Genomic DNA, 20,185 nt, shown 5'->3' on the forward strand with positions numbered 1-20,185 from the left:
CAGGATAGCCTGACGATGCGCCATTCGGGAATGGGGTCAGGCGAGCATTTCCTTGAGCGGTGTCGTGCTGTCGGCGAGCCGTTCGGGCGCGATCCCGGCGCGTTCGAGTACCAGCTTGCGCCCCTGGACATAGTCCCTGGTCGCGTTGACGCAATCGAGCGCGATGACGTGCCCGTCCTTCAGATATATGACCGAGAAGCTGCGATCGGCCGGGTCGCCGCGCACCACCGCATCGTCGAATCCGGTGGATAGCCCGACGGTCTGAAGCTTGATGTCATATTGGTTCGACCAGAACCACGGCACCGCATTATAGCTTGCTTCGATGCCCGCGATATTCTTTGCGACGACCGTCGCCTGATCATTTGCATTCTGCACCGATTCCAGCCGGATCGATGCGCCGTCCGCGAAACCGTTGGGATGGCGCGCGCAATCGCCGATCGCATAGATGTCGGGCAGGCTGGTCTGGCACTGGGCGTCGACATCGACGCCGTTGTCGCCGGTCGCACCCGCTGCCGTCAGCGGCGCGACGGCGGGGATGATGCCGATGCCGACGATCACCATCTCGCAGGGGATCTCCTCGCCATCGGCCATGCGCACGCCGGTCACATGCGTTTCGCCCAGGATGCAGTCGACTCTGGCATCGAGCCGGACATCGACGCCATGCGCGCGATGTTCCTTCTCGAAAAAGCGCGACAGCGGTTCGCCTGCGACGCGGGCGAGCACGCGGTCGAGCGCTTCGAGCAGCACGACTTTCTTCCCGAACTTGGTCAGCACGGCTGCCGCTTCCAGCCCGATATAGCCGCCACCGATCACCACCGCCCGCTGGACATTGGGAAGCTCGGCGGTCATCCGGTCGGCGTCTGCGCGCGTCCGGACGGTGTGGACGCCGGTCAGGTGATGGCCATCGCACAGGATGCGCCGCGGCGCGCCGCCGGTGGCCCAGATCAGCTTGCCATAGCCATAGGTCGCACCCGTTTCGGTGGTGACCGCATGCGCGGCGGGATCGACGCTGGTCACATGCTCGCCAAGCAGCATCGCGATGTCGCGTTCGGCCCAGAAATTTTCGGGGCGGATCAGCAGGCGTTCGAAATGCTTGTCGCCCTGCAGATATTCCTTGGAAAGCGGTGGGCGCTCATAGGGCGGTTCGGCTTCGTCGCCGATCATCGCGATCGTGCCTGCAAATTTGTTCTGGCGCAGCGCGATTGCCGCCTGCGCGCCGCCATGCCCGGCCCCCACGATGATGACGTCGAATTTCTTCATGCCCGCAACCGCTCCTTCGCCCGCAAATTCCGCCCGGTCTCAGCCCAGCTAGCGTATTCGCGGCGTCGATCAACATCAGACGGGCCCGTACCCGCTGGGCGACACAGAATCCGTGGCGGAAAACGATGCGTCAGGAAGCGCATCGACGCATGTGGCGGCGAATCGGCGGGGCGGGATTCGGACATGGGAAAATGGTGCTGCTGGAGAGGATTGAACTCTCGACCTCACCCTTACCAAGGGTGCGCTCTACCACTGAGCTACAGCAGCCCGCCTGGCTCCCGTGGAGCGGGAGGGGCCTATGTGCTTGGGGGCGGGTGATTGTCAAGCCGGGGCTTCCCGGTTTATCGCGGGACCATGGTCGACAAGGACGAACGCAAGGCGCGGCTGGCGGAGCAGTTGCGCGCAAATCTGCGCCGCCGAAAGGCGCAGGCACGTGCGATGCGCGACGATGCAGACGCTGCGGAGATGCCCGATCCCGCGCTCAGCGCGGACGGTGCTCAGTCCCCTGACCCGACGTGATGAACAATGCCGTTGCCGAGTCGCCGTTCACATCGGCGGTGTGCCATGTGCCGCGCGGATTGATCACATAATCGCCGCGCCCCAATGTGACACTGTTGCTGCTGCCGTCGGCAAGCTGCTGATGCACGGTCATCTGCCCGTCGATGCAGACGACCATTTCCTCGCCATCGGGGTGGACTTCCCATGAGTCCCAGCTTTCGGTGAAGGTATAGAGGCTGACGAGCCGTCCCTCCGCCCCATCGGAGGCGGTGCGTTCGCCATAAGCCTCATACCATTCGAGACCGGTGAAATCGGGCTGAACCTCGGCAGTGGCGCCAAGGCCGAGATGCACGGGCGTGGTGAACAGCGACGGCATTATGTTTCTCTCCTCGCACCATCCCGATGCAGATCGGCCCTGCGCCGGCCAGAACCGATCAGATCGGCGCGCACTTGGCCTTGAGCCAGGCCAGATCATCGCCGTCCATTTGCGGACCCAAAATCGCCTCGACCTTGGCGTGATAGGCGTCGAGCCAGGCGATTTCGGCAGCATTGAGCAACGATTTGTCGATCAGCGTGCGTTCGATCGGGACAAAGGTCAGCGTTTCGAAACCGAGCATCGGCAGCTCGCCGCCCGGAATCTCCCGGGGCACCGTCAGCACCAGATTTTCGATCCGGATGCCATATTCGCCCGATTTATAATAACCCGGCTCGTTCGACAGGATCATGCCCGCGCGCAACGGTTCGTTGGGTCCGCCGCCGGGATAGTTGGGCGCGGCAATCCGCTGCGGCCCTTCATGGACCGACAGATAGCTGCCGACGCCATGGCCGGTGCCATGCGGATAATCGAGCCCGGCTTCCCATAGCGGCTTGCGGGCAAAGGCGTCGATCTGACCGCCGACGGTCCCGTCGGGGAAAATCGCCATATCGATGGCGATATGCCCCTGAAGGACGCGCGTGAAACGGTCCTTCATTTCAGCGGTCGGCTCGCCGATCGGCATGACGCGAGTGATATCGGTCGTCCCGGCTTCATATTGCCCGCCCGAATCGACCAGATAGAGGCTGCCGACCTCGAGCGGCAGGCTCGATTCCTCGGTGACGCGATAATGCGGAATCGCGCCATGCTTGCCGAAGCCCGAAATGGTTTCGAACGACGTGTCCTTGAGCCCGCCCAGCGCCTGACGGAATTCGAGCAGCTTTGCCGCAGCCGAAAGCTCGGTGATGCCGCCCTTGGGGGCCTCCTCTTCGATCCAGCGCAGAAAGCGCACGACTGCGACGCCGTCCTGCGCCTGCGCGGCGCGATGGCCCGAAATTTCCGCGGGATTCTTCAGTGCCTTGGCCAGGACGGCGGGGTCGCGAACCGCAAGCGGCCTGGCGCCGCCTTCGTCGAGCAGGTCGAAAATCGCCGCCACGGCGCGTTCGGGATCGGCAGCGACGCGCTTGCCGGCAAAGCCACGCAGCGCAGGCGCAAAGGCTTCGCGCGGCTGAACCCGCACTGCGTTGCCCAGATGTTTGATCACGTCGTCGGTAACCTTGTCGGGTTCGACGAACAGATCCGCCGTGCCGTCGGCATGAACGATCGCATAGGCAAGCGCGACCGGGGTGTGGATCACATCCTTGCCGCGTACATTGAACGTCCAGGCGATCGAATCGAGCGCCGATATGACCACCGCGTCGGCCTTGCGCTTGTCGAGCCACTCGGCGATTTCGGCGCGCTTGGCGGCGGATGCCTTGCCGGCTGCCATATCGGTCTGAACGACCAGCTTCGCATCCGACGGCGCGGGCTTGTCGGCCCAGATCGCGTCGATCGGGTTGCTGGCGACGGAGACGAGTTCGGCCCCGCGCTCGGCCAGCGCTCGCGTCGCTTCCTCTACCCAGGCGCGAGTGTGCAGCCAGGGGTCATAGCCGATCCGGCCCCCTTCGGGTGCGTGCTCGCTCAGCCAGTCGGCGATGCTCGTGTCGGGAATCTTGACGTACTGATAGTCATTGCCGTCGACCTGTTCGCGCACCTGCAGCGTATAGCGGCCATCGACGAACATCGCCGCCTCTTGCGGCAACACGACCGCGCTGCCCTGTGACCCCTGGAAACCGGTCAGCCAGGCGAGGCGTTGCGCATAATCGCCGACATATTCGCTCATATGCTCATCGGTCAGCGGTACGACGAAGCCGTCGAGCTGCTGCGATTTCAGCTGGTCGCGAAGCGCCTTCAGGCGGTCGGCATAGGTGGACATGGCTGATTCTACTCCTGCCCCGGCGAGACCGGGAAAACTGTAAAGGGTCAAAGGGCTCACAGCGAGCCCGCTGCGAAACATGGCCCGGATATAGGGCGAAGGGGACGCGCGCGACAGGGGGCAACGCCCGACAGCGGTGAGAAGCAATTCCCCATTAAGATCGATATTTTGAATTTCTCTGACAAAAGCTAATCGTTTTCGCCAATCTCTGTCCGGCGCTATCCGTCTTCCATACCCAGTACCCCCGGAGGAGAATTTCATGGACGCCCCGACCAACGAACCGCAGGGCGGATGCCCGATGAAGCAGCACGCGGCGAAACGCTCGCTGCTCGGACGGACCAACCGCGACTGGTGGCCCAACCAGATGTCGCTCGACATCCTGCATCAGCAGGGCAAGTCGGGCGACCCGATGGGCGATGATTTCGATTATGCCGAAGCGTTCAAGTCGCTCGATTATGACGCGGTAAAGCGCGACCTCCATTCGCTGATGACCGACAGCCAGCCCTGGTGGCCGGCGGACTATGGACATTACGGCCCGTTCTTCATCCGCATGGCATGGCATTCGGCGGGCACCTATCGCACCGGCGACGGGCGCGGCGGTGCGGGCGCGGGCCAACAGCGTTTCGCGCCGCTCAACAGCTGGCCGGACAATGCCAATCTCGACAAGGCGCGCCGCCTGCTCTGGCCGATCAAGCAGAAATATGGCCGGAAACTCAGCTGGGCGGACCTGATGATCCTGGCCGGCAATGTCGCGATCGAATCGATGGGCGGGCCGGTGTTCGGCTTTGGCGGCGGTCGCGCCGATGTGTGGGAACCCGAAAAGGACGTATATTGGGGCACTGAGGAGCAATGGGTCGGCCAGGGCGCCGAAACCCGCATCCAGCCCGACAAGGAAATGGCGCTCGAAAATCCGCTCGCCGCGATCCAGATGGGCCTTATCTACGTCAATCCCGAAGGGCCGGGCGGCAATCCCGATCCGATCCAGTCGGGCCGCGACATTCGCGAAACCTTTGCGCGGATGGGCATGAATGACGAGGAAACCGTCGCGCTGACTGCGGGCGGTCACACTTTCGGCAAATGCCATGGCGCCGGTGACGCAGCGAAAGTCGGTGCCGAACCCGAAGGCGCCGATATCGCGCAACAGGGTCTGGGCTGGCAGTCGGGGCATGAAAGCGGCATCGGCGACGATACCATCACTTCAGGGCTGGAAGGGGCATGGACGCCCACGCCGACGCAATGGGACATGAGCTATTTCGAAATGCTGCTCGACCATGACTATGCACTGGTGAAATCGCCTGCCGGTGCGCAGCAATGGCAACCGGTCGGCAATCCCCAAGATACGCAGGCGCCGATGGCGCATACGCCGGGCCGCAAGGCGCCGACGATGATGACCACTGCCGATATGGCGATGAAGATGGACCCGGAATATCGCAGGATTTCGGAACGCTTCCGCGCCAATCCCGATCAGTTTGCCGATGCCTTTGCCCGTGCCTGGTTCAAGCTGTGCCATCGCGATATGGGTCCCAAGGCGCGCTATCTGGGCCCCGAAGTGCCGGCGGAGGATCTGATCTGGCAGGATCCGATCCCGGCGGCGGATTATGCCGCGATCGAACCGGGCGATGTGCAGACGCTGACGCGGAAGATCTTCGACTCCGGACTGAGCGTTCCCGAACTCGTCCGAACGGCATGGGCGGCGGCAGCGACCTATCGCGGGTCGGATCATCGCGGCGGCGCCAATGGGGGGAGGCTGCGGCTTGCTCCGCAAAAGGACTGGAAGGTCAATGAGCCCGAGAAACTTGCAAAGGTTCTCAAAGTCTATGCGGACGTCAAGGCCGATTTCGATGCCAATGCCGGTGGCGGCAAAAAGGTTTCGATTGCCGACCTGATCGTGATGGGCGGATCGGCAGCAGTGCACAAGGCGGCGTCCGATGCCGGCTATGATGTCGAAGTGCCGTTCACGCCGGGCCGCACCGATGCGAGCGCGGAACAGACCGATGTCGAAGGCTTTGCGGTGCTCGAACCCAAAGCCGATGGCTTCCGCAACTATCTGTCGACGCGCCACAGCGTGCCGACTGAAGAACTGCTGGTCGATCGCGCGCAGCTGATGGGGCTGACCGCTCCGGAAATGACCGTGCTCGTCGGTGGGCTGCGCGTTCTGGGCGCCAATTATGGCGATGCGCCGGAAGGCGTGTTCACGGATCGCAAGGGTCAGCTGACCAACGACTTCTTCGTCAACCTGCTCGACATGAACACTGCGTGGAAGGAAGTCGATCCGGCCGGCGACGAGGCATTTGTCGGCACCGACCGGGCGAGCGGCGAGGAGAAATTGCGTGCGACGCGGACCGACCTGGTGTTCGGATCGAATTCGCAGCTTCGCGCGCTGTCCGAAGTCTATGCCAGCGCCGATGCAGGCGAGAAGTTCGTCAAGGATTTCGTCGCCGCCTGGACCAAGGTGATGAACGCCGATCGCTACGATCTGTGCTACGGCGACTGAACCGGATCGACTGCGAAAGAAAGGCCGGAGCGCCCTTGGGGTGCTCCGGCTTTCTTGTGACCAATGGCTGGTTGGGGATTGCGAGGAAGCGCTCTAATAGGCGTGCATGACTGACACTCCCAAGCCCCCCGTCGCCGCGCCGCGCCCGCATAGTTTCGAACGCCACGGCATCACGGTGGACGACCCCTGGGCATGGTTGCGCGCGCCCGGTTATCCCGATCCGGTCGAGGATCGCGATGTGCTCGACTATATCGAGGCCGAGAACGCCTATTTCGAAAGCGTGATGGCGCCGCTCAAGCCGCTTTCGGAAACGCTGTTTCGCGAAATGCGCGGGCGGATCAAGGAAGACGATGCGACGGTTCCGCAAAAGGATGGCGACTGGCTCTACTGGACCGATTTCGAGGAAGGCGGCGAATATCGTCGCTGGTGGCGCAAGCCCGTTGCCGGGGGTGCCGATCAGCTGATCCTCGATGAGCCTGCGCTGGCCGCCGGCAAGGAATATTTCCGGCTCGGCGCGCTGAGCGTGAGCCCCGATGGGCGCCTCCTCGCCTATGCCACCGACGATAACGGGTCGGAGCGGTTCACTGCCTATGTCAAGGATCTCGAAACCGGCGAACTGCTTGCCGACACCATCCCCGGCACGCTTTCCGAACTGGTCTGGACCGCCGATTCCGGCGGGTTCCTCTATGCGCTGGTCAATGCGCATTGGCGTACCGATCGCATTCGCTGGCACAAGCTGGGTGAGCCGGTCGAGCGCGATGTCGAACTCTATCATGAAAGCGATGACGGCTATCGCGTCGGCGTCGGCGAAACCCAGTCGCGCCGCTATCTGATCCTGTCGACCGGCGATCATGTGACGAGCGAGATCCGCCTGGTCCCCGCCGACAATCCCGCTGCCGACCCGATCCTGGTCGCGCCGCGCCAGACCGGGCGCGAATATGATGTCGAGGAGCATGACGATACGCTGTTCATCCACACCAACGACACGCACACCAACTGGCGGCTGGTGACCGCGCCGATCGCCGATCCGACGCAATGGACCGAACTGATCGCGCCGTCGGATCATTTCTATATGACCAGCGTGGACGTGTTCGCCGATTTCTTCGTGGTCGAAGGGCGCGAGGATGGCCTCGATCAGATCGAACTACATTGGTATGACGGCCGCGCGCCGCGTCGCCTGCGCTTTCCCGAAGCCAGCTATGTCGCGGGGGTTGGCGACAATCCCGAATATGCGATCGACGTGCTCCGGCTCGGCTATGAATCGATGGTCACGCCGGGGACGGTCTATGACTATCACATTGCCGAGGACCGGCTCGAAACGCGCAAGGTTCAGGAAATCCCGAGCGGTTATGAACCGGGCAACTATGCCACCGAACGGCTGAAGATCACCGCGCGCGACGGCACGCAGGTGCCGGTGTCGATCGTCTATCCCGCCGGTTTCCCGAAGGACGGGTCGGGCAAGCTCTATCTTTATGCCTATGGCGCCTATGGCCACGCCATCCCGCCGGGCTTTTCGACCAGCCGTATGTCGTTTCTCGATCGCGGCATGGCGTTCGCGATCGCGCATATCCGCGGCGGCGATGATCTGGGCCAGCAATGGTATCATGACGGCAAGCTCGAAAAGCGGACCAACGCCTTCAACGATTTCGTCGATGTCGCGAAGGGGCTGATCGATCTGCGCTTCACCAGTGCGGGCCAGATCGCGATTGCCGGTCGGTCGGCGGGTGGCGAACTGATGGGCGCGGTGGTCAATTCCGATCCCGATCTGTGGGGCGCGGTGATTGCCGATGTGCCGTTCGTTGACGTGCTCAACACGATGCTCGACGAAACGCTGCCGCTGACGCCGGGCGAATGGCCCGAATGGGGCAATCCGATCGAGGACAAGGCGGCGTTCGAACTGATCCGCAGCTATTCGCCCTATGACAATGTCGCAGCGCAGGATTATCCGCCGCTGTTCATTTCGGGCGGCCTGAACGATCCGCGCGTCACCTATTGGGAGCCGACCAAATGGGCAGCCCGGCTGCGTGCGACCAAGACCGACGATAATGTGCTGCTGCTCAAGACCAATATGGGCGCGGGCCATGGCGGCAAATCGGGGCGCTGGGAAAGCCTCCACGAAGCGGCGGACGAAATGGCGTTCGTGCTGTGGCAATTGGGACTGGCCTAGCGCTTTCTCCGGTGGTGGTCCTGCGGGCCGCTGGACGCGACGAATCGAACGTCAGTTGGCGGGCTTTGCCACCGGCCGCGTGTCCAATCGCGTTTCGCGATGGCAATGATGGCAGAAGGCGAAATCGAAAGTCTGGCAAAGCGCCCATTGCTGGTCGGCGATATCCCATTCCGCCCAGGCTTCACGCGTAACCGCGTTGCCGCCGCAACGCGCGCAGAGATATTCGATCCGATCGGTTGCCTCGCCCATGAACTGCGTTCCGCTGTGTCGGGCGGAAGGCTAGACCGAGATGCTCCGTATTGGAGAAGTGTCTGATCCGTAACGGTGTAATCAGGCGGCTGCACGCGACGTGTCCTTGCTGCCGCGCCGTGCCGACAGCGCGGGTTCATCGCGCCTGGCTACGCAAAGCTCCCGAGCCGCAGATTCCCGGAATGGTCGATGGTTAACGGCCGGGCGATGCTGGCGTTCGAAAGGAAGTCGCCATGCACGCCACCATGCACGCCACCATGCACGATTGTATCAAGCGCCGCCTGCTCTATGCGTGCACGCAGGCTTATGATCCCGATCTCGAAACCTGGCGGCGGGGCGTCGGCTGGCAGGGGCGGCCCGAAAGCGTGACGCGCGAGGTCGAATTCTGGCGCGTGCCGATCGATCGCGCATTGGTCGGTCGCGTGGCCGAAGGCGTGGTGGTGGCGTTTCGCGGATCGCTGCCGCCGTTCGGCAGGACGGGCGCCGATGGCTGGGCGGTGTTGTTCGACTGGCTTAACGATGGTTTTTCGGTCTGCCGACGCGATCCCGATTATGCCGGTACTTCGGTGCATTGGGGCTTTGCCGAATCGATGCGGCGATTGTGGCATGACGCGCCCGACGGCAGTCCCGGTGTCGCGACACAAATCGAGCGTCTGTTTGCGGAGGGCGCGCCGCGCCGGCTGTGGTTTACCGGGCACAGCAAGGGCGGGGCGCTGGCGAACCTTGCCGCGTTTCGCGCGGCGCATGAGCCCGGGCTTCGCGATGTTTCGATCCGGGTGCTGACGGTCGCGGCGACGCGGCCGGGGGATGCGGCCTTTGCCGCGGCCTATGCCGATACGCGGATTTCGTGCCTGCGTTATGAGTTGGCGTTCGATCCGGTGCCGCATCTGCCGCCCGGGCCGCAGACGCCGCGCTGGGCATCGACCTTGTTGCGTCTCGTCGCGCCGGGATCGACGCCCTGTGCCCAATATGCGCCGGTGGGGCATCTGGTCGGCGGTGGCGAGGCCGAGGATTCGTGGCTGCGAAGCTGGCTGGGGCGGGTCGGCGGTCTGGCGGGCGCGGCGATCCGCGATCCCGAAGGGTTGCTTGCGGCGGCGCTGACTGCGCATGGCATCGGGCCGCATTCGGGATATGACCGGCTGATCTGCCATGGCGAGCGGGATTGTTCGCATGGGCGCCGGCCCGACCTGCCGCCGCGCCGCCATGAGAGCGAGCCGCTGCGTTCGCCGCGTCGCGAGGCGCGGGCAGGCGGCGGAAGCGGTTCCGCGACGCCGGTGCACCAGCCGGACAAACGATCGTCACGCTGCGGCTGAGCGTCATGTATCGGCGGCGGCGATCCGGATCAGCCGTGATGTCTGCACCCCCGCACGGCGATGCACCACTGCCTCGCGATATTCGGGGTCGGCGACCATCGCCAGGAATGCGGCGGCATCGGGATAGCGCGCGACGAACGCCAGGTCCCATGCTTCCGAATCGGGGCCGATCAACACCAGCTGCGGTTCGCCCTGCCACAGCATCCTGCCGCCGAAGCGCGCGAATACCGGCGCGCTGGTCGCCATATAGCGGCGATAGGCCTCTGCGCCGAACAGCCCCTCGGCAGCGCAGGCATGCTCATCGGGATATTCCGCCAGATCGCGATAGCGGATCAGGTTGAGCATCTCGATCGGGACATCGCCGGGCAAATCGCGGAACGCGTCCATCTGACCGGCGGCGGGATCGACATAATGCATCGGCGACTTCCTCTCCAAACCCCCATGGTTGCAGGTTGTAGCGGTGCTGGAAAGAGCCCGGAGTCAGTGCGTCAGGAAGCGGTTTCGCCGCGCGGCGCCATGGCGCGTGCCATGCGGCCAAGCTTGTCCTGCATCTCTTCGGCGATGCGCGGCGGGATGCGGGTTTCCGCAGCGATTGCGCGCGCCATCGCATCGGCCCATTGCCCGGCGGTGCGGTGATCGATCGGCACCGCGCCGTGCAGGCTGAAGATGCATCCGCGCCCGCTTTCGAACCAGTCGCGCGGGCCGCCGAGCCATCCTGACAGGAACCCCGCCAGCGAATCGGCGATCGCGTCCAGATCCGGTCCGTGCAGCGCGCGCAATTCGGCATAGGCAGGGTCCGAACCGACCAGCGCATAGAAGCGATGCGCCAGTGCCTGCACGGTCTGCGCGCCGCCGATCGCGGTATAGGGCAGCGTTGGCTGTGTGTCGGAACGCGCGTCCGCAGCGGCAAGATTATCGGCCATGGCGCCAGCATGGCGGCCATCGACCCGCGCGAAATTGACCGAGGTCAAAGAACGCCCGGCCACGCGTCCCGACAAAGGGGTACGCGTGGCGGGAAATATGTGACGGGCAGGAAGCCGGAAGGCCACCTGCCCGTCCACGGCGGGGTTATGGGGGGATGACCCCGCCGATCCGATTGTCGTTGCGAAGGATCAGTCGTCGATCGCCGGGACGATCATCGCTTCCTCGACCGTCACCGTGCCTTCGGGCGGAATCGCGTCTTCGGGAATGATGACGCCGCGTTCGGCCATTTCCTTGCGGAAATCATGGCGGGCATCGGCGATTTCGCGCTCATATTCGGCATAGGCGTCGATGCGATCGCCGGCATCGTTGGCGCGGCGCAGGTCGCTGCGCAGCTCGCGCCCGGCCTCCGACACGTCGGTCTTGTAATCGAGCCAGTGCGAATTGTCGTCGGTGAACACCATCGGGCTGAGCGTCGCTTCGGTGTGCGAACTTGCGCTGGTGCTGACGGCCGACTGGGCCATTGCAGGAGCGCCGGCGAACAGCGCGGCGCCGGCGGCGGCGAAAATGATCATGGTCTTTTTCATGGGATAACCTCCCTTGCTGTTGTGTGCCGGGGCCAAGAACGGGCGGTGTGCCGCGTCGGTTGCGGCGCGAAATGCCGGACTCGCGCCCGCCCCCGCGTAGGGCGGGACAGGCCGTGCAGCGCAAGCGACAGGGTGATCGCCCGAACTGTGTCCGGCGCCTGAACCCCAGCTTAACCGCGGCTTTGCGGGCTGAATGCCCGATGAACCGGGCCCCGCGCCGGGGCCTCCGTCCGGTGCCGGACGGAGGCGGGCGATCATCGATTGTCGAGCTGTGCGCGCACCGCGACCAGGCCGAGGCGGGAAATGCGATAGGGCGCGCCGTCGATGCTGACGATCAGGCCCCGCCGTTTGAGGCGGTGAAAGAGCGTCACTGTACAATCGGCGAGCACATGCCCGTCGCGCGTGAAGCAGATTGCTTCGATAATGCGCGGGCCGCCGGTTTCGCGGCGGTGGCGGATCATGCCGCCCTGCGCCAGCGCGTGGAGCACGCGCTGTTCGTGTTTCGAGATATTCAAGGGAATTGCCTTTGCGCTGAATTGGCTCATGCGCAGGCGCGCGCCACGCCGAGGGGCGGGCGGCGATGCGCAGGCGCGACGGCGTGCGGATGCGCGGGGCATCCGGCCATCGGCTCAGCGGGCGGCAATCTCCAGCATGCGGCACTCTTTCAGACGTTGTGCGGCGGGGATGCCGCGAAGCGGGCAGGGGGTCAAGCCGGTGGCGCGATACCGCCGCCATGCGGTCAGGGCGATTGCGGCCATAGATGGCGCGCCCCGCGCGCTTGCAACAGATACCGGTTGACCTGCCCCCGCAGCCTATTAATCTGGATCAATAATCAAAAATTCCGGGTCGCGATTGTTGAACCGGGCCGCAGAACATCTGCGGCTTGGGTGGCATTACTCTCGACCAGGGGATTGAACATGCAACTCATCGGTTATGCGAAAAGCACCGCAGTGGCCCTGTTTGCGCTGGGAGCAGCGACATCTGTTCCGCTCGCACCAGCCGTCGCGGCGCCAACGGAAGTCTGTTACGAGGCGATCCTGTTCTGCAAGTTGCACCCCCACATGTATCCCACGCAGGCGGAATGCCGGGAAGAACAGGCCCTGCTTCTGTGCGATGCCGTTGCGGGGACTGATCCGCTGGTAGGCGATCGCCGCTGAAGCGCTGGAGTACCGCCCGCGTTTCGCGGGCGGTGCTTGCGGAAACAGGCGCTTTTTCCTTATCCTGAACAATATGGGGAAGCGGACTGAACGGCAGGGGAAGGACGCCGTGGGCATGGCGCCGGCACCGGTCCGCAACTGCGGCTCGGATAAGCATCTGGTGACTGTCGTCGGCGTAATCCACTGACGATGCGGCAAAGGCGAACCATCTGGCGCGAGCTGTCGCTGATGCTGGGCGGGGGTGCGCTTGTGGGCCTCGTCTTTGCCATGTTGCCCGATGGCGTGCAGCAGGGCGTACCGTCGGCATGGCCGGCGGGGGAAAGCCGGTCGGCGATGTTCGCTCTGTGCAGTGGGCCGGTGCGGGTGACCTGTGTCGTCGATGGCGATACCTTCTGGATCGACGGGACCAAGATCCGCGTTGCCGATATCGACACGCCCGAAACATTCGAGCCGCGTTGCGCCGAAGAGGCGGCGCTGGGGCACAAGGCGACGGCGCGGATGATCGAACTGCTCAATGCCGGGCCGATCACGTTGGTGCCGATCGACCGCGAGACTGACCGTTATGGCCGCACACTGCGCATTGTCGAGCGTGATGGCGAGTCGCTGGGCGCGCAACTGGTCCGCGAAGGGCTGGCGCATCGCTGGGGCGGGCCGCGCCGCGAATGGTGCTGATCGCGGCGGTTCGCCGGTTTTTCCGAAATCCGCGCATTTGCGTGCAAAGTTCGCACCGGGTCGCACCGCAACATGCGCGCGCGTACGCGTAGGCACGCGCGTGGATGCGGGGCGGGGCGGGCGATCATTCGGCGCCGAACGGCGCGATCGCGTCCGCAGCGATGGTTTCGGGACGCAGCGCTTCGGCATCGGCATGGCTGTCGGCCAGCATGTCGGCGAGATCGGGCAAGGCGTCGCGCGCGGTGTCGCGCGGATCGCGGACATCGGCCTGCATCAGCCCCGCCATCCGGCCAAAGCGCATCGGATCGAGGTGGCGGAGCAGGAACATCAACAGCTTGTCCGACGGCACCCGTTCTTCGCCGACGCATTCGCCGCGCAGCCACACCTGACGAAGATTGCCGTGCACGGCGCGTTCGAACGCCATCGACAGCAGGCGATCGCTGGCAAGGGTGAGCGCGGCGTCCCAGGCGCGGTGAAACCCCTCCGCCCCCGGCCGCAAGCGCAGGCGATAGGCCGATCGCGGCGTCAGCCCGACGGCAGCGGCGGCATCGGAAACGCAGCCGGTTTCGGCGAGAACATCGATGAATTTACGCTGGCGCTCGGCAGTCCAGCCGTGCGCGCGGGTGGCGGGCGCCGGGGTGAAGTCGGTCGGTTCGTACGACATGATTTCGGCTCCTAAATGGTTCGCGGAGCCGGTTCATATAACCATATTGGTTCGTGTAGGACAGGGGGTTTTGGTATGGGCGGATGTGGTCGTGCGGTCTTTGTGGCTTCGTGTCTTTGTGTGAGGTCGTAGTATTTCTCACACAAAGGCGCAAAGGCACGAAGAAGAAGAAGAAGAGAAGCGGAAGGGCAGAACAAACTAAGCGCAGATGTTTTCCAACAAAGCTCCCGTCACCCCTGCGCAGGCAGGGGCCCATGTCTGTCCAGTGTTGCGATAGGGTTTGACACAGGCGGGTTGGCGCATGTGTCCGCCCGAAGCGGAACTCGCCACAGAGATAGGCCCCTGCCTGCGCAGGAGCGACGGTTATGGCTATCGGTTTGCCGGGGTGACGGCGGGGGAGCGGTCTTGGCGGCACCGGCTATGAGCGCCGTGCTTCACCCCGGTCGCCCATCACCGCTGCATATCCTCCCACAGATCGCGCCAGTCGGGATTGGCCTGGCCGATCAGATTGAGTTTCCATGCGCGCTTCCATTTCTTGATCGCTTTCTCGCGCGCGATCGCGGCGTCGATCCGTTCGTGCGTTTCGACATAGACCAGCCGGGTGAGGCCATGGTCGCGGCAGAAATCCGATCCGGTGCCGCTGCGATGCTGATGGATGCGCGCGGCCAGATCGGCGGTGACGCCGGTATAGAGCGTGCCGCTCGGTCCGTTGGCCATGATGTAGACATAGCCGCGCTTTTCCACTCGCCCCTCCATGGTCATCGCGCAAGGGCGCATTTCTGCGCAGTTTCGGGCTGGGCGCAACCGGTCAGGCCGATCCATGGTCACCATCAGGTGAGGGCATCATCAATCGCGCCCGTCGCCCCTGCGCAGGCAGGGGCCCATGTCTTTGTCGTATCGCGAGACGGCGCGACACAGGGTAGTCCGCTTATGGGGCGACGCCGGAACAGAACGCCACAGCGATAGGCCCCTGCCTGCGCAGGGGCGACGAAGTGTTGCCGAGGCGGGGAATTCGCAAAAGCACTTTCTTGGCCAGTTAACGAGACTATCCAGATGGCTAAACCAAGCAGTGCCAGCGCGATCGCCCAGATAAGTGCTTTCGCCGCCTACTCTGCCGCCACCCCGCCATTCGGGAACAGCTCCGCGCCGGCTTCATCCTCATTCGCCGGCTTTTCCGCCTTGGCCTTTTGGCGCTTGTCGAAGCTGTCCCAGACGTCGTTCCACTGGCCGCGGGTTGCGCCCTTGGAATATTCGGTCGCGCGGGTTTCGAAGAAATTGGCGTGTTCGACACCGTTGAGCAGCGGGGTGAGCCAGGGCAGCGGGTGTTCGTCGATCATGTAGATCGGCTTGAGCCCCAGCTGGCCCAGACGCCAGTCGGCGATGTAGCGGATATACTTCTTGATTTCCTTGGGCGTCATGCCGGGCACCGGGCCCTGTTCGAACGCCAGGTCGATGAACGCGTCCTCCAGACGGACCGTCGTCTGGCACACGTCCATGATGTCGTCCTTGACCGTTTTGGTGAGGCAGTCGCGTTCCTTGCAGAATGCGTGGAACAGCGTGGTGATGCCTTCGCAATGCAGGCTTTCGTCGCGTACGCTCCAGCTGACGATCTGGCCCATGCCCTTCATCTTGTTGAAGCGCGGGAAGTTCATCAGCATCGCGAAGCTGGCGAAGAGCTGAAGCCCCTCGGTAAAGCCGCCGAACATCGCGAGCGTCTTGGCGATATCCTCATCGGTGTCGACGCCGAACTTCTGCAGATAATCGTGCTTGTCCTTCATCTCGCTATATTCGAGGAACATGCCATATTCGCTTTCGGGCATGCCGATCGTATCGAGCAGATGGCTGTACGCCGCGATATGGATCGTCTCCATGTTGCTGAACGCGGCGAGCATCATCTTGACTTCGGTCGGTTTGAACACGCGGCCATATTTTTCGTGGTAGCAATCCTGCACCTCGACATCGGCCTGCGTGAAGAAGCGGAAGATCTGCGTCAGCAAATTGCGTTCGTGATCGGACAGCTTCTGCGCCCAGTCGCGGCAATCCTCGCCCAGCGGCACTTCCTCGGGCATCCAGTGCACCTGTTGCTGGCGCTTCCAATATTCATAGGCCCAGGGATATTCGAAGGGCTTGTAGGTCTTGCGGGCTTCGAGAAGGGACATGGGGGTTACTCCTGGACGAATGTAGCGAAAGGGGCGGCGGGGCGCGGGGCCCCGAACGGCGAATGCGTGAAGTGGGGGGCGGGGCGCACGGTCATGCGGCGCCTGCGCTGGCGATGGCGAACATATTGGCAAAGCCCGCGCAGAACAATGCGGCGGCGAACAACATCGCCCCGGCAATGCGCAGCGCATAGGTCGCTTCCGCGCTGTCGCGCACGCGCAGCAGGCGCCGCGCGACGGCGGGCCTTACCAGCAGGGCGAGGCCGGTGGCGGCAAGGACGGCGGCGATGCCGTCGGCGATGAGCAGGCCGCGGGTCACAGCAATGCCTTCAGATAGGCGATGGAATCGGGCAGGTCGCGCATGGAGAAGGATGCGAGGGCCAGCGTAAGCGCGCCTATTGCGACGACTCCGGCGATGCGGGCGAGCAGAGTGCGGCCTTCGGTGCGGGCGGCGACGTTATGATGCGCGGGCGAGATGACGACATGGCGCGGATCGGGCTGAGCATCGCGCCAGATGCGCCACGCATTGCGCAGCGCGGCAGCAAAACCGAACCCCGCGAGGGCGAGAGTGGCGAGCGGCAACAGCGGGTCGGGTAGGTCCCAGCCAAGCAAAGTCCAGCCACTGACAAACAGCCCGGTGACCAGTGCAGTGCGGATCAGCTTTGGCGTCCAATGGGTTTCAAGATCGCTGCTATATGCCTCAAGCGAGCGGCGCTCCTGGAAATAACGCTCGGCCGCACCCCCGCGCAGCGCGGCGATGCGTGCGGCGCGATGGCGCGCGTGCAGCGGCCCGGCGACGACGATCATGATCGCAATCAGCCCCGCCAGTCCCGCCCAGAAGATATCGCTGGGGATGCCTAGGATCATCGACGCGCTCATTCGTTGTCGATCACTCTGCCGCGCCGTGCCGGGCGTTCGACCACGCGGGTGCGATAGACGACTTTCGTGCCGCGATGCGATCCGACGCCGAAGAACATGATCCCGACGAAAAAGCCGAAATCATACCAGCCGCCGTTATTGGGCACGGCATAGACCGCGATATCGGGCACGAAGAGCGAGAAGATCCACGCCACCGGAAAGATGAAGCCGTGCCACAGGCCGGCAAGCAGCCCCGGGCTGCCCGGTTCGACGGCACTGGGAACCTGATGCGCGCAGGCGGAAACCAGGCTCAGCACGGCGATGGCGGCGAATGCGCGGGTGCGGATCATGCGGAAATCCCCGATCGTTGCGGAAGCGACGTATCTGCGCGGCAAAAGACGCGCCGCGCGACGGAGCCGTTGCGGCATCCGCGCGTTGAACCGGTCACCCCCAAAGACACAGAAAAGGACATGTCATGACCGACCTTTCGCAGATCCGCGAACATATGAACGTGATCGGCGCCGACGGCGTCCATCTGGGCACTGTCGACCATTGCGACGGACACCGCATCAAGCTGACCAAAACCGACAGCCCGCAGACCCGGGAAGGCGAAGGCGCCAAGCATCACTATATCCCCACCGGCCTGATCGCCGATATCGAAGGCGATACGGTGCGCCTGTCCGCCAATGCCGCGGTCGCGGCGGAAATGTTCGAAACCACGACCGAGAGCTGAGGCGCGGCGCGTAGCTCCTGTAACGACGGTCGCCCTGCGCGTGCAGGGGCGGTAGTCGTTACGGGGCTTCGCTATATTGCGCACCTTCATCATTCCACGTCGCCCTGCGCAGGCAGGGGCCTATTGCTGGAGCCGCAGGCGAAATCCGGTGCGGCGAAAGTCATGGACCCCTGCCTGCGCAGGGGCGACGGCTGAACCCTTCACTGACAGGCGAGACACTCGTCGTAATCGGTGGTTTCGCCCAGATCGAACTTGGCGAGTTCGGGCGTGTTGTCCGCCTCTACACCGCCTGCAAAGCCGGCGCGCTGCACCGATTTCGAGCGGAGATAATAGAGCGACTTGATGCCCAGTTCCCATGCGCGGAAATGGAGCATCAGCAGATCCCATTTCTCGACATCCGCCGGGATGAACAGGTTGAGCGACTGCGCCTGATCGATGAACGGCGCGCGATCGCCGGCCAGTTCGAGAATCCAGCGCTGATCGATCTCGAAGCTGGTCTTGAAGCAATCCTTTTCCTCGGGGCTGAGGAAATCGAGATGCTGGACCGACCCGCCCTTTTCGAGGATCGAATTCCACACCGCGTCCGAATTCTTGGACTTTTCGATCAGCAGCTTTTCCAGGAACGGATTGCGGACCGAGAAGCTGCCCGACAGCGTCTTGTGGGTATAGATATTCGCCGGGATCGGTTCGATGCAGGCGCTGGTGCCGCCGCAGATGATGCTGATCGACGCGGTCGGCGCGATCGCCATCTTGCAGCTGAAACGCTCCATCACGCCGACATCGGCGGCGTCGGGGCAGGGGCCGCGTTCGACCGCGAGCTGCATCGACGCTTCGTTCACTGCCGCATTGACATGTTTGAAGATGTTGCGGTTCCAGCTCTTGGCCATCGGCCCTTCGAACGGCAGGCCGCGCGCCTGAAGGAAGGAGTGGAAGCCCATGACGCCCAGGCCGACCGAGCGTTCGCGCATCGCCGAATATTTGGCACGCGCCATTTCTTCGGGCGCACGCTCGATATAATCGGTCAGGACATTGTCGAGGAAGCGCATCACATCCTCGATGAAGCGCTTGTCCTTGCTCCACTGGTCCCAGGTTTCGAGGTTGAGCGACGACAGGCAGCAGACCGCGGTGCGATCATTGCCGAGATGGTCATACCCGGTCGGCAGCGTGATTTCGCTGCACAGGTTCGACGTCGAAACCTTCAGCCCCAGCTCGCGATGATGCCTGGGCATATTGTCGTTCACATGGTCGGAAAAGACGATGTACGGCTCGCCGGTGGCAAGGCGGGTCTCGACCAGTTTCTGGAACAGCGCGCGGGCATTGACGGTCGAACGGACGCTGCCGTCCTTGGGCGATTTGAGTTCCCAGTCGGCGCCGTCGCGCACCGCTTCCATGAACGCATCGGGGATCAGCACGCCATGGTGCAGATTGAGCGCCTTGCGGTTGAAGTCGCCCGAGGGTTTACGGATTTCGAGGAACTCCTCGATCTCCGGATGGCTGATGTCGAGATAGCAGGCCGCCGAGCCGCGCCGCAGCGAGCCCTGCGAAATGGCGAGCGTCAGGCTGTCCATCACGCGGACGAACGGAATGATGCCGCTGGTCTTGCCATTCAGGCCGACCGGTTCGCCGATGCCGCGCACCGTGCCCCAATAGGTGCCGATGCCGCCGCCGCGCGAGGCGAGCCAGACATTTTCGTTCCACGTCTTCACAATGCCGTCGAGGCTGTCGGGAACCGAGTTCAGATAGCAACTGATCGGCAGGCCGCGCCCGGTGCCGCCGTTCGACAGCACGGGCGTCGCCGGCATGAACCACAGGCGCGAGATATAGTCATAAAGGCGCTGGGCGTGTTCGGCATCGTCGGCATAGGCCGATGCGACGCGCACGAACAGATCCTGATAGGATTCGCCGGGCAGCAGATAGCGGTCCTTCAGCGTTTCCTTGCCGAATTCGGTGAGCAATGCGTCGCGCGAATGATCGACCTCGACCGGGAAGGGGCGCGGATCGACGGACGTCGAATCGCTTCGGCTCTTCTTCGCCTTGGCCTGCTTCGCCGCAGGTGCAACGGCGGTTTCAGTTTCGGTGTCGCTCACGTTCGATTCCGTTTCCCTGAATTCCATTACGCACCCCCTGAAGGTTCACATTTGATGCGACTCAAAGGGGCAAGGGCGGATCGTACCACCGGAATGTCGGGACGCGAGAACAAAAAGTGATCACACGGCCCGGCGCAGGCA

Annotated in this window: 22 protein-coding genes and 1 tRNA gene; 7 read left to right on the top strand and 16 right to left on the bottom strand. The window is 63.7% G+C overall.

All coding sequences use genetic code 11. The features are described 5' to 3' along the window. Positions 1 to 36 precede the first annotated feature (36 nt). Entirely contained in the window at positions 37 to 1,260 is a 1,224-nt protein-coding gene (locus DKB74_RS11215; RefSeq protein WP_109808197.1) for an NAD(P)/FAD-dependent oxidoreductase, read from the bottom strand. 192 nt (positions 1,261 to 1,452) lie between these two features. After that, positions 1,453 to 1,527 (bottom strand) — tRNA-Thr (locus DKB74_RS11220). An 87-nt stretch (positions 1,528 to 1,614) separates the two neighbouring features. Here DKB74_RS11220 and DKB74_RS18905 point away from each other — a divergent pair. After that, positions 1,615 to 1,779, top strand: a complete 165-nt coding sequence (locus tag DKB74_RS18905; RefSeq protein ID WP_164497942.1) for a hypothetical protein — start codon at positions 1,615 to 1,617, stop codon at positions 1,777 to 1,779. Here the strand turns inward: DKB74_RS18905 and DKB74_RS11225 are convergent. Then, positions 1,742 to 2,134 (bottom strand): cupin domain-containing protein, encoded by a 393-nt coding sequence (locus DKB74_RS11225; protein ID WP_109808198.1) that lies wholly within the window; start codon positions 2,132 to 2,134, stop codon positions 1,742 to 1,744. The genes DKB74_RS18905 and DKB74_RS11225 overlap by 38 nt on opposite strands. Positions 2,135 to 2,192: 58 nt before the next feature. Continuing rightward, entirely contained in the window at positions 2,193 to 3,986 is a 1,794-nt protein-coding gene (locus DKB74_RS11230; protein WP_109808199.1) for an aminopeptidase P family protein, read from the bottom strand. Positions 3,987 to 4,245: 259 nt separating this feature from the next. On the opposite strand from DKB74_RS11230, the gene katG reads away from it, so the two are divergent. Together katG and DKB74_RS11240 are read left to right on the top strand one after the other, a co-directional pair. Beyond that, positions 4,246 to 6,480: a catalase/peroxidase HPI gene (gene katG / locus DKB74_RS11235; protein ID WP_109808200.1), complete on the top strand. Its 2,235-nt coding sequence runs from the start codon at positions 4,246 to 4,248 to the stop codon at positions 6,478 to 6,480. A gap of 106 nt (positions 6,481 to 6,586) precedes the next feature. Continuing rightward, entirely contained in the window at positions 6,587 to 8,647 is a 2,061-nt protein-coding gene (locus DKB74_RS11240; RefSeq protein WP_109808201.1) for a S9 family peptidase, read from the top strand. Positions 8,648 to 8,698: 51 nt separating this feature from the next. Here the strand turns inward: DKB74_RS11240 and DKB74_RS11245 are convergent, their stop codons facing one another. Next, a complete protein-coding gene (locus DKB74_RS11245) occupies positions 8,699 to 8,896 on the bottom strand; it encodes a hypothetical protein (RefSeq protein WP_109808202.1) in 198 nt (65 codons plus the stop codon). A 233-nt stretch (positions 8,897 to 9,129) separates the two neighbouring features. Here DKB74_RS11245 and DKB74_RS11250 point away from each other — a divergent pair, with 233 nt between their 5' ends. Next, positions 9,130 to 10,209 (top strand): lipase family protein, encoded by a 1,080-nt coding sequence (locus tag DKB74_RS11250; protein WP_109808203.1) that lies wholly within the window; start codon positions 9,130 to 9,132, stop codon positions 10,207 to 10,209. 3 nt (positions 10,210 to 10,212) lie between these two features. Here the strand turns inward: DKB74_RS11250 and DKB74_RS11255 are convergent, their stop codons facing one another. The 4 genes from DKB74_RS11255 to DKB74_RS11270 form a co-directional block, all read right to left on the bottom strand. After that, entirely contained in the window at positions 10,213 to 10,626 is a 414-nt protein-coding gene (locus tag DKB74_RS11255; protein WP_109808204.1) for a DUF1330 domain-containing protein, read from the bottom strand. Between the two features lie 71 nt (positions 10,627 to 10,697). Beyond that, entirely contained in the window at positions 10,698 to 11,195 is a 498-nt protein-coding gene (locus DKB74_RS11260) for a globin domain-containing protein (protein WP_338062889.1), read from the bottom strand. 126 nt (positions 11,196 to 11,321) lie between these two features. Beyond that, positions 11,322 to 11,717, bottom strand: a complete 396-nt coding sequence (locus DKB74_RS11265; RefSeq protein WP_145960958.1) for a hypothetical protein — start codon at positions 11,715 to 11,717, stop codon at positions 11,322 to 11,324. A 254-nt stretch (positions 11,718 to 11,971) separates the two neighbouring features. Beyond that, positions 11,972 to 12,232 (bottom strand): YjhX family toxin, encoded by a 261-nt coding sequence (locus tag DKB74_RS11270; RefSeq protein WP_109808306.1) that lies wholly within the window; start codon positions 12,230 to 12,232, stop codon positions 11,972 to 11,974. Between the two features lie 402 nt (positions 12,233 to 12,634). On the opposite strand from DKB74_RS11270, the gene DKB74_RS11275 reads away from it, so the two are divergent. Continuing rightward, complete coding sequence (locus DKB74_RS11275) at positions 12,635 to 12,874, top strand: hypothetical protein (protein ID WP_109808206.1); 240 nt, start codon at positions 12,635 to 12,637, stop codon at positions 12,872 to 12,874. Positions 12,875 to 13,063: 189 nt separating this feature from the next. After that, a complete protein-coding gene (locus tag DKB74_RS11280; protein ID WP_239987477.1) occupies positions 13,064 to 13,546 on the top strand; it encodes a thermonuclease family protein in 483 nt (160 codons plus the stop codon). A gap of 124 nt (positions 13,547 to 13,670) precedes the next feature. Here the strand turns inward: DKB74_RS11280 and DKB74_RS11285 are convergent, their stop codons facing one another. From DKB74_RS11285 to DKB74_RS11310, 6 genes are all read right to left on the bottom strand, one after another. Beyond that, a complete protein-coding gene (locus tag DKB74_RS11285; protein ID WP_109808207.1) occupies positions 13,671 to 14,210 on the bottom strand; it encodes a hypothetical protein in 540 nt (179 codons plus the stop codon). A 450-nt stretch (positions 14,211 to 14,660) separates the two neighbouring features. Continuing rightward, positions 14,661 to 14,966 (bottom strand): GIY-YIG nuclease family protein, encoded by a 306-nt coding sequence (locus DKB74_RS11290; RefSeq protein WP_109808308.1) that lies wholly within the window; start codon positions 14,964 to 14,966, stop codon positions 14,661 to 14,663. 350 nt (positions 14,967 to 15,316) lie between these two features. Continuing rightward, complete coding sequence (locus DKB74_RS11295) at positions 15,317 to 16,369, bottom strand: ribonucleotide-diphosphate reductase subunit beta (protein ID WP_109808208.1); 1,053 nt, start codon at positions 16,367 to 16,369, stop codon at positions 15,317 to 15,319. A 91-nt stretch (positions 16,370 to 16,460) separates the two neighbouring features. Then, positions 16,461 to 16,685, bottom strand: a complete 225-nt coding sequence (locus DKB74_RS11300; protein ID WP_109808209.1) for a hypothetical protein — start codon at positions 16,683 to 16,685, stop codon at positions 16,461 to 16,463. After that, positions 16,682 to 17,233: a hypothetical protein gene (locus tag DKB74_RS11305; protein ID WP_145960959.1), complete on the bottom strand. Its 552-nt coding sequence runs from the start codon at positions 17,231 to 17,233 to the stop codon at positions 16,682 to 16,684. Before DKB74_RS11305 ends, DKB74_RS11300 begins: the two co-directional genes overlap by 4 nt. Positions 17,234 to 17,241: 8 nt before the next feature. Continuing rightward, on the bottom strand, positions 17,242 to 17,574 hold the full coding sequence (locus DKB74_RS11310; protein ID WP_109808211.1) for a hypothetical protein: 333 nt from the start codon (positions 17,572 to 17,574) through the stop codon (positions 17,242 to 17,244). A 125-nt stretch (positions 17,575 to 17,699) separates the two neighbouring features. Here DKB74_RS11310 and DKB74_RS11315 point away from each other — a divergent pair, with 125 nt between their 5' ends. After that, entirely contained in the window at positions 17,700 to 17,957 is a 258-nt protein-coding gene (locus tag DKB74_RS11315) for a DUF2171 domain-containing protein (RefSeq protein ID WP_109808212.1), read from the top strand. A gap of 200 nt (positions 17,958 to 18,157) precedes the next feature. Here DKB74_RS11315 and DKB74_RS11320 read toward each other — a convergent pair whose 3' ends face one another. Next, complete coding sequence (locus DKB74_RS11320) at positions 18,158 to 20,071, bottom strand: ribonucleoside-diphosphate reductase subunit alpha (RefSeq protein WP_109808213.1); 1,914 nt, start codon at positions 20,069 to 20,071, stop codon at positions 18,158 to 18,160. Positions 20,072 to 20,185: the final 114 nt, after the last annotated feature.

The organism is Stakelama portus (assembly GCF_003171655.1).
GTDB classification, from domain to species: domain Bacteria; phylum Pseudomonadota; class Alphaproteobacteria; order Sphingomonadales; family Sphingomonadaceae; genus Sphingomonas; species Sphingomonas portus.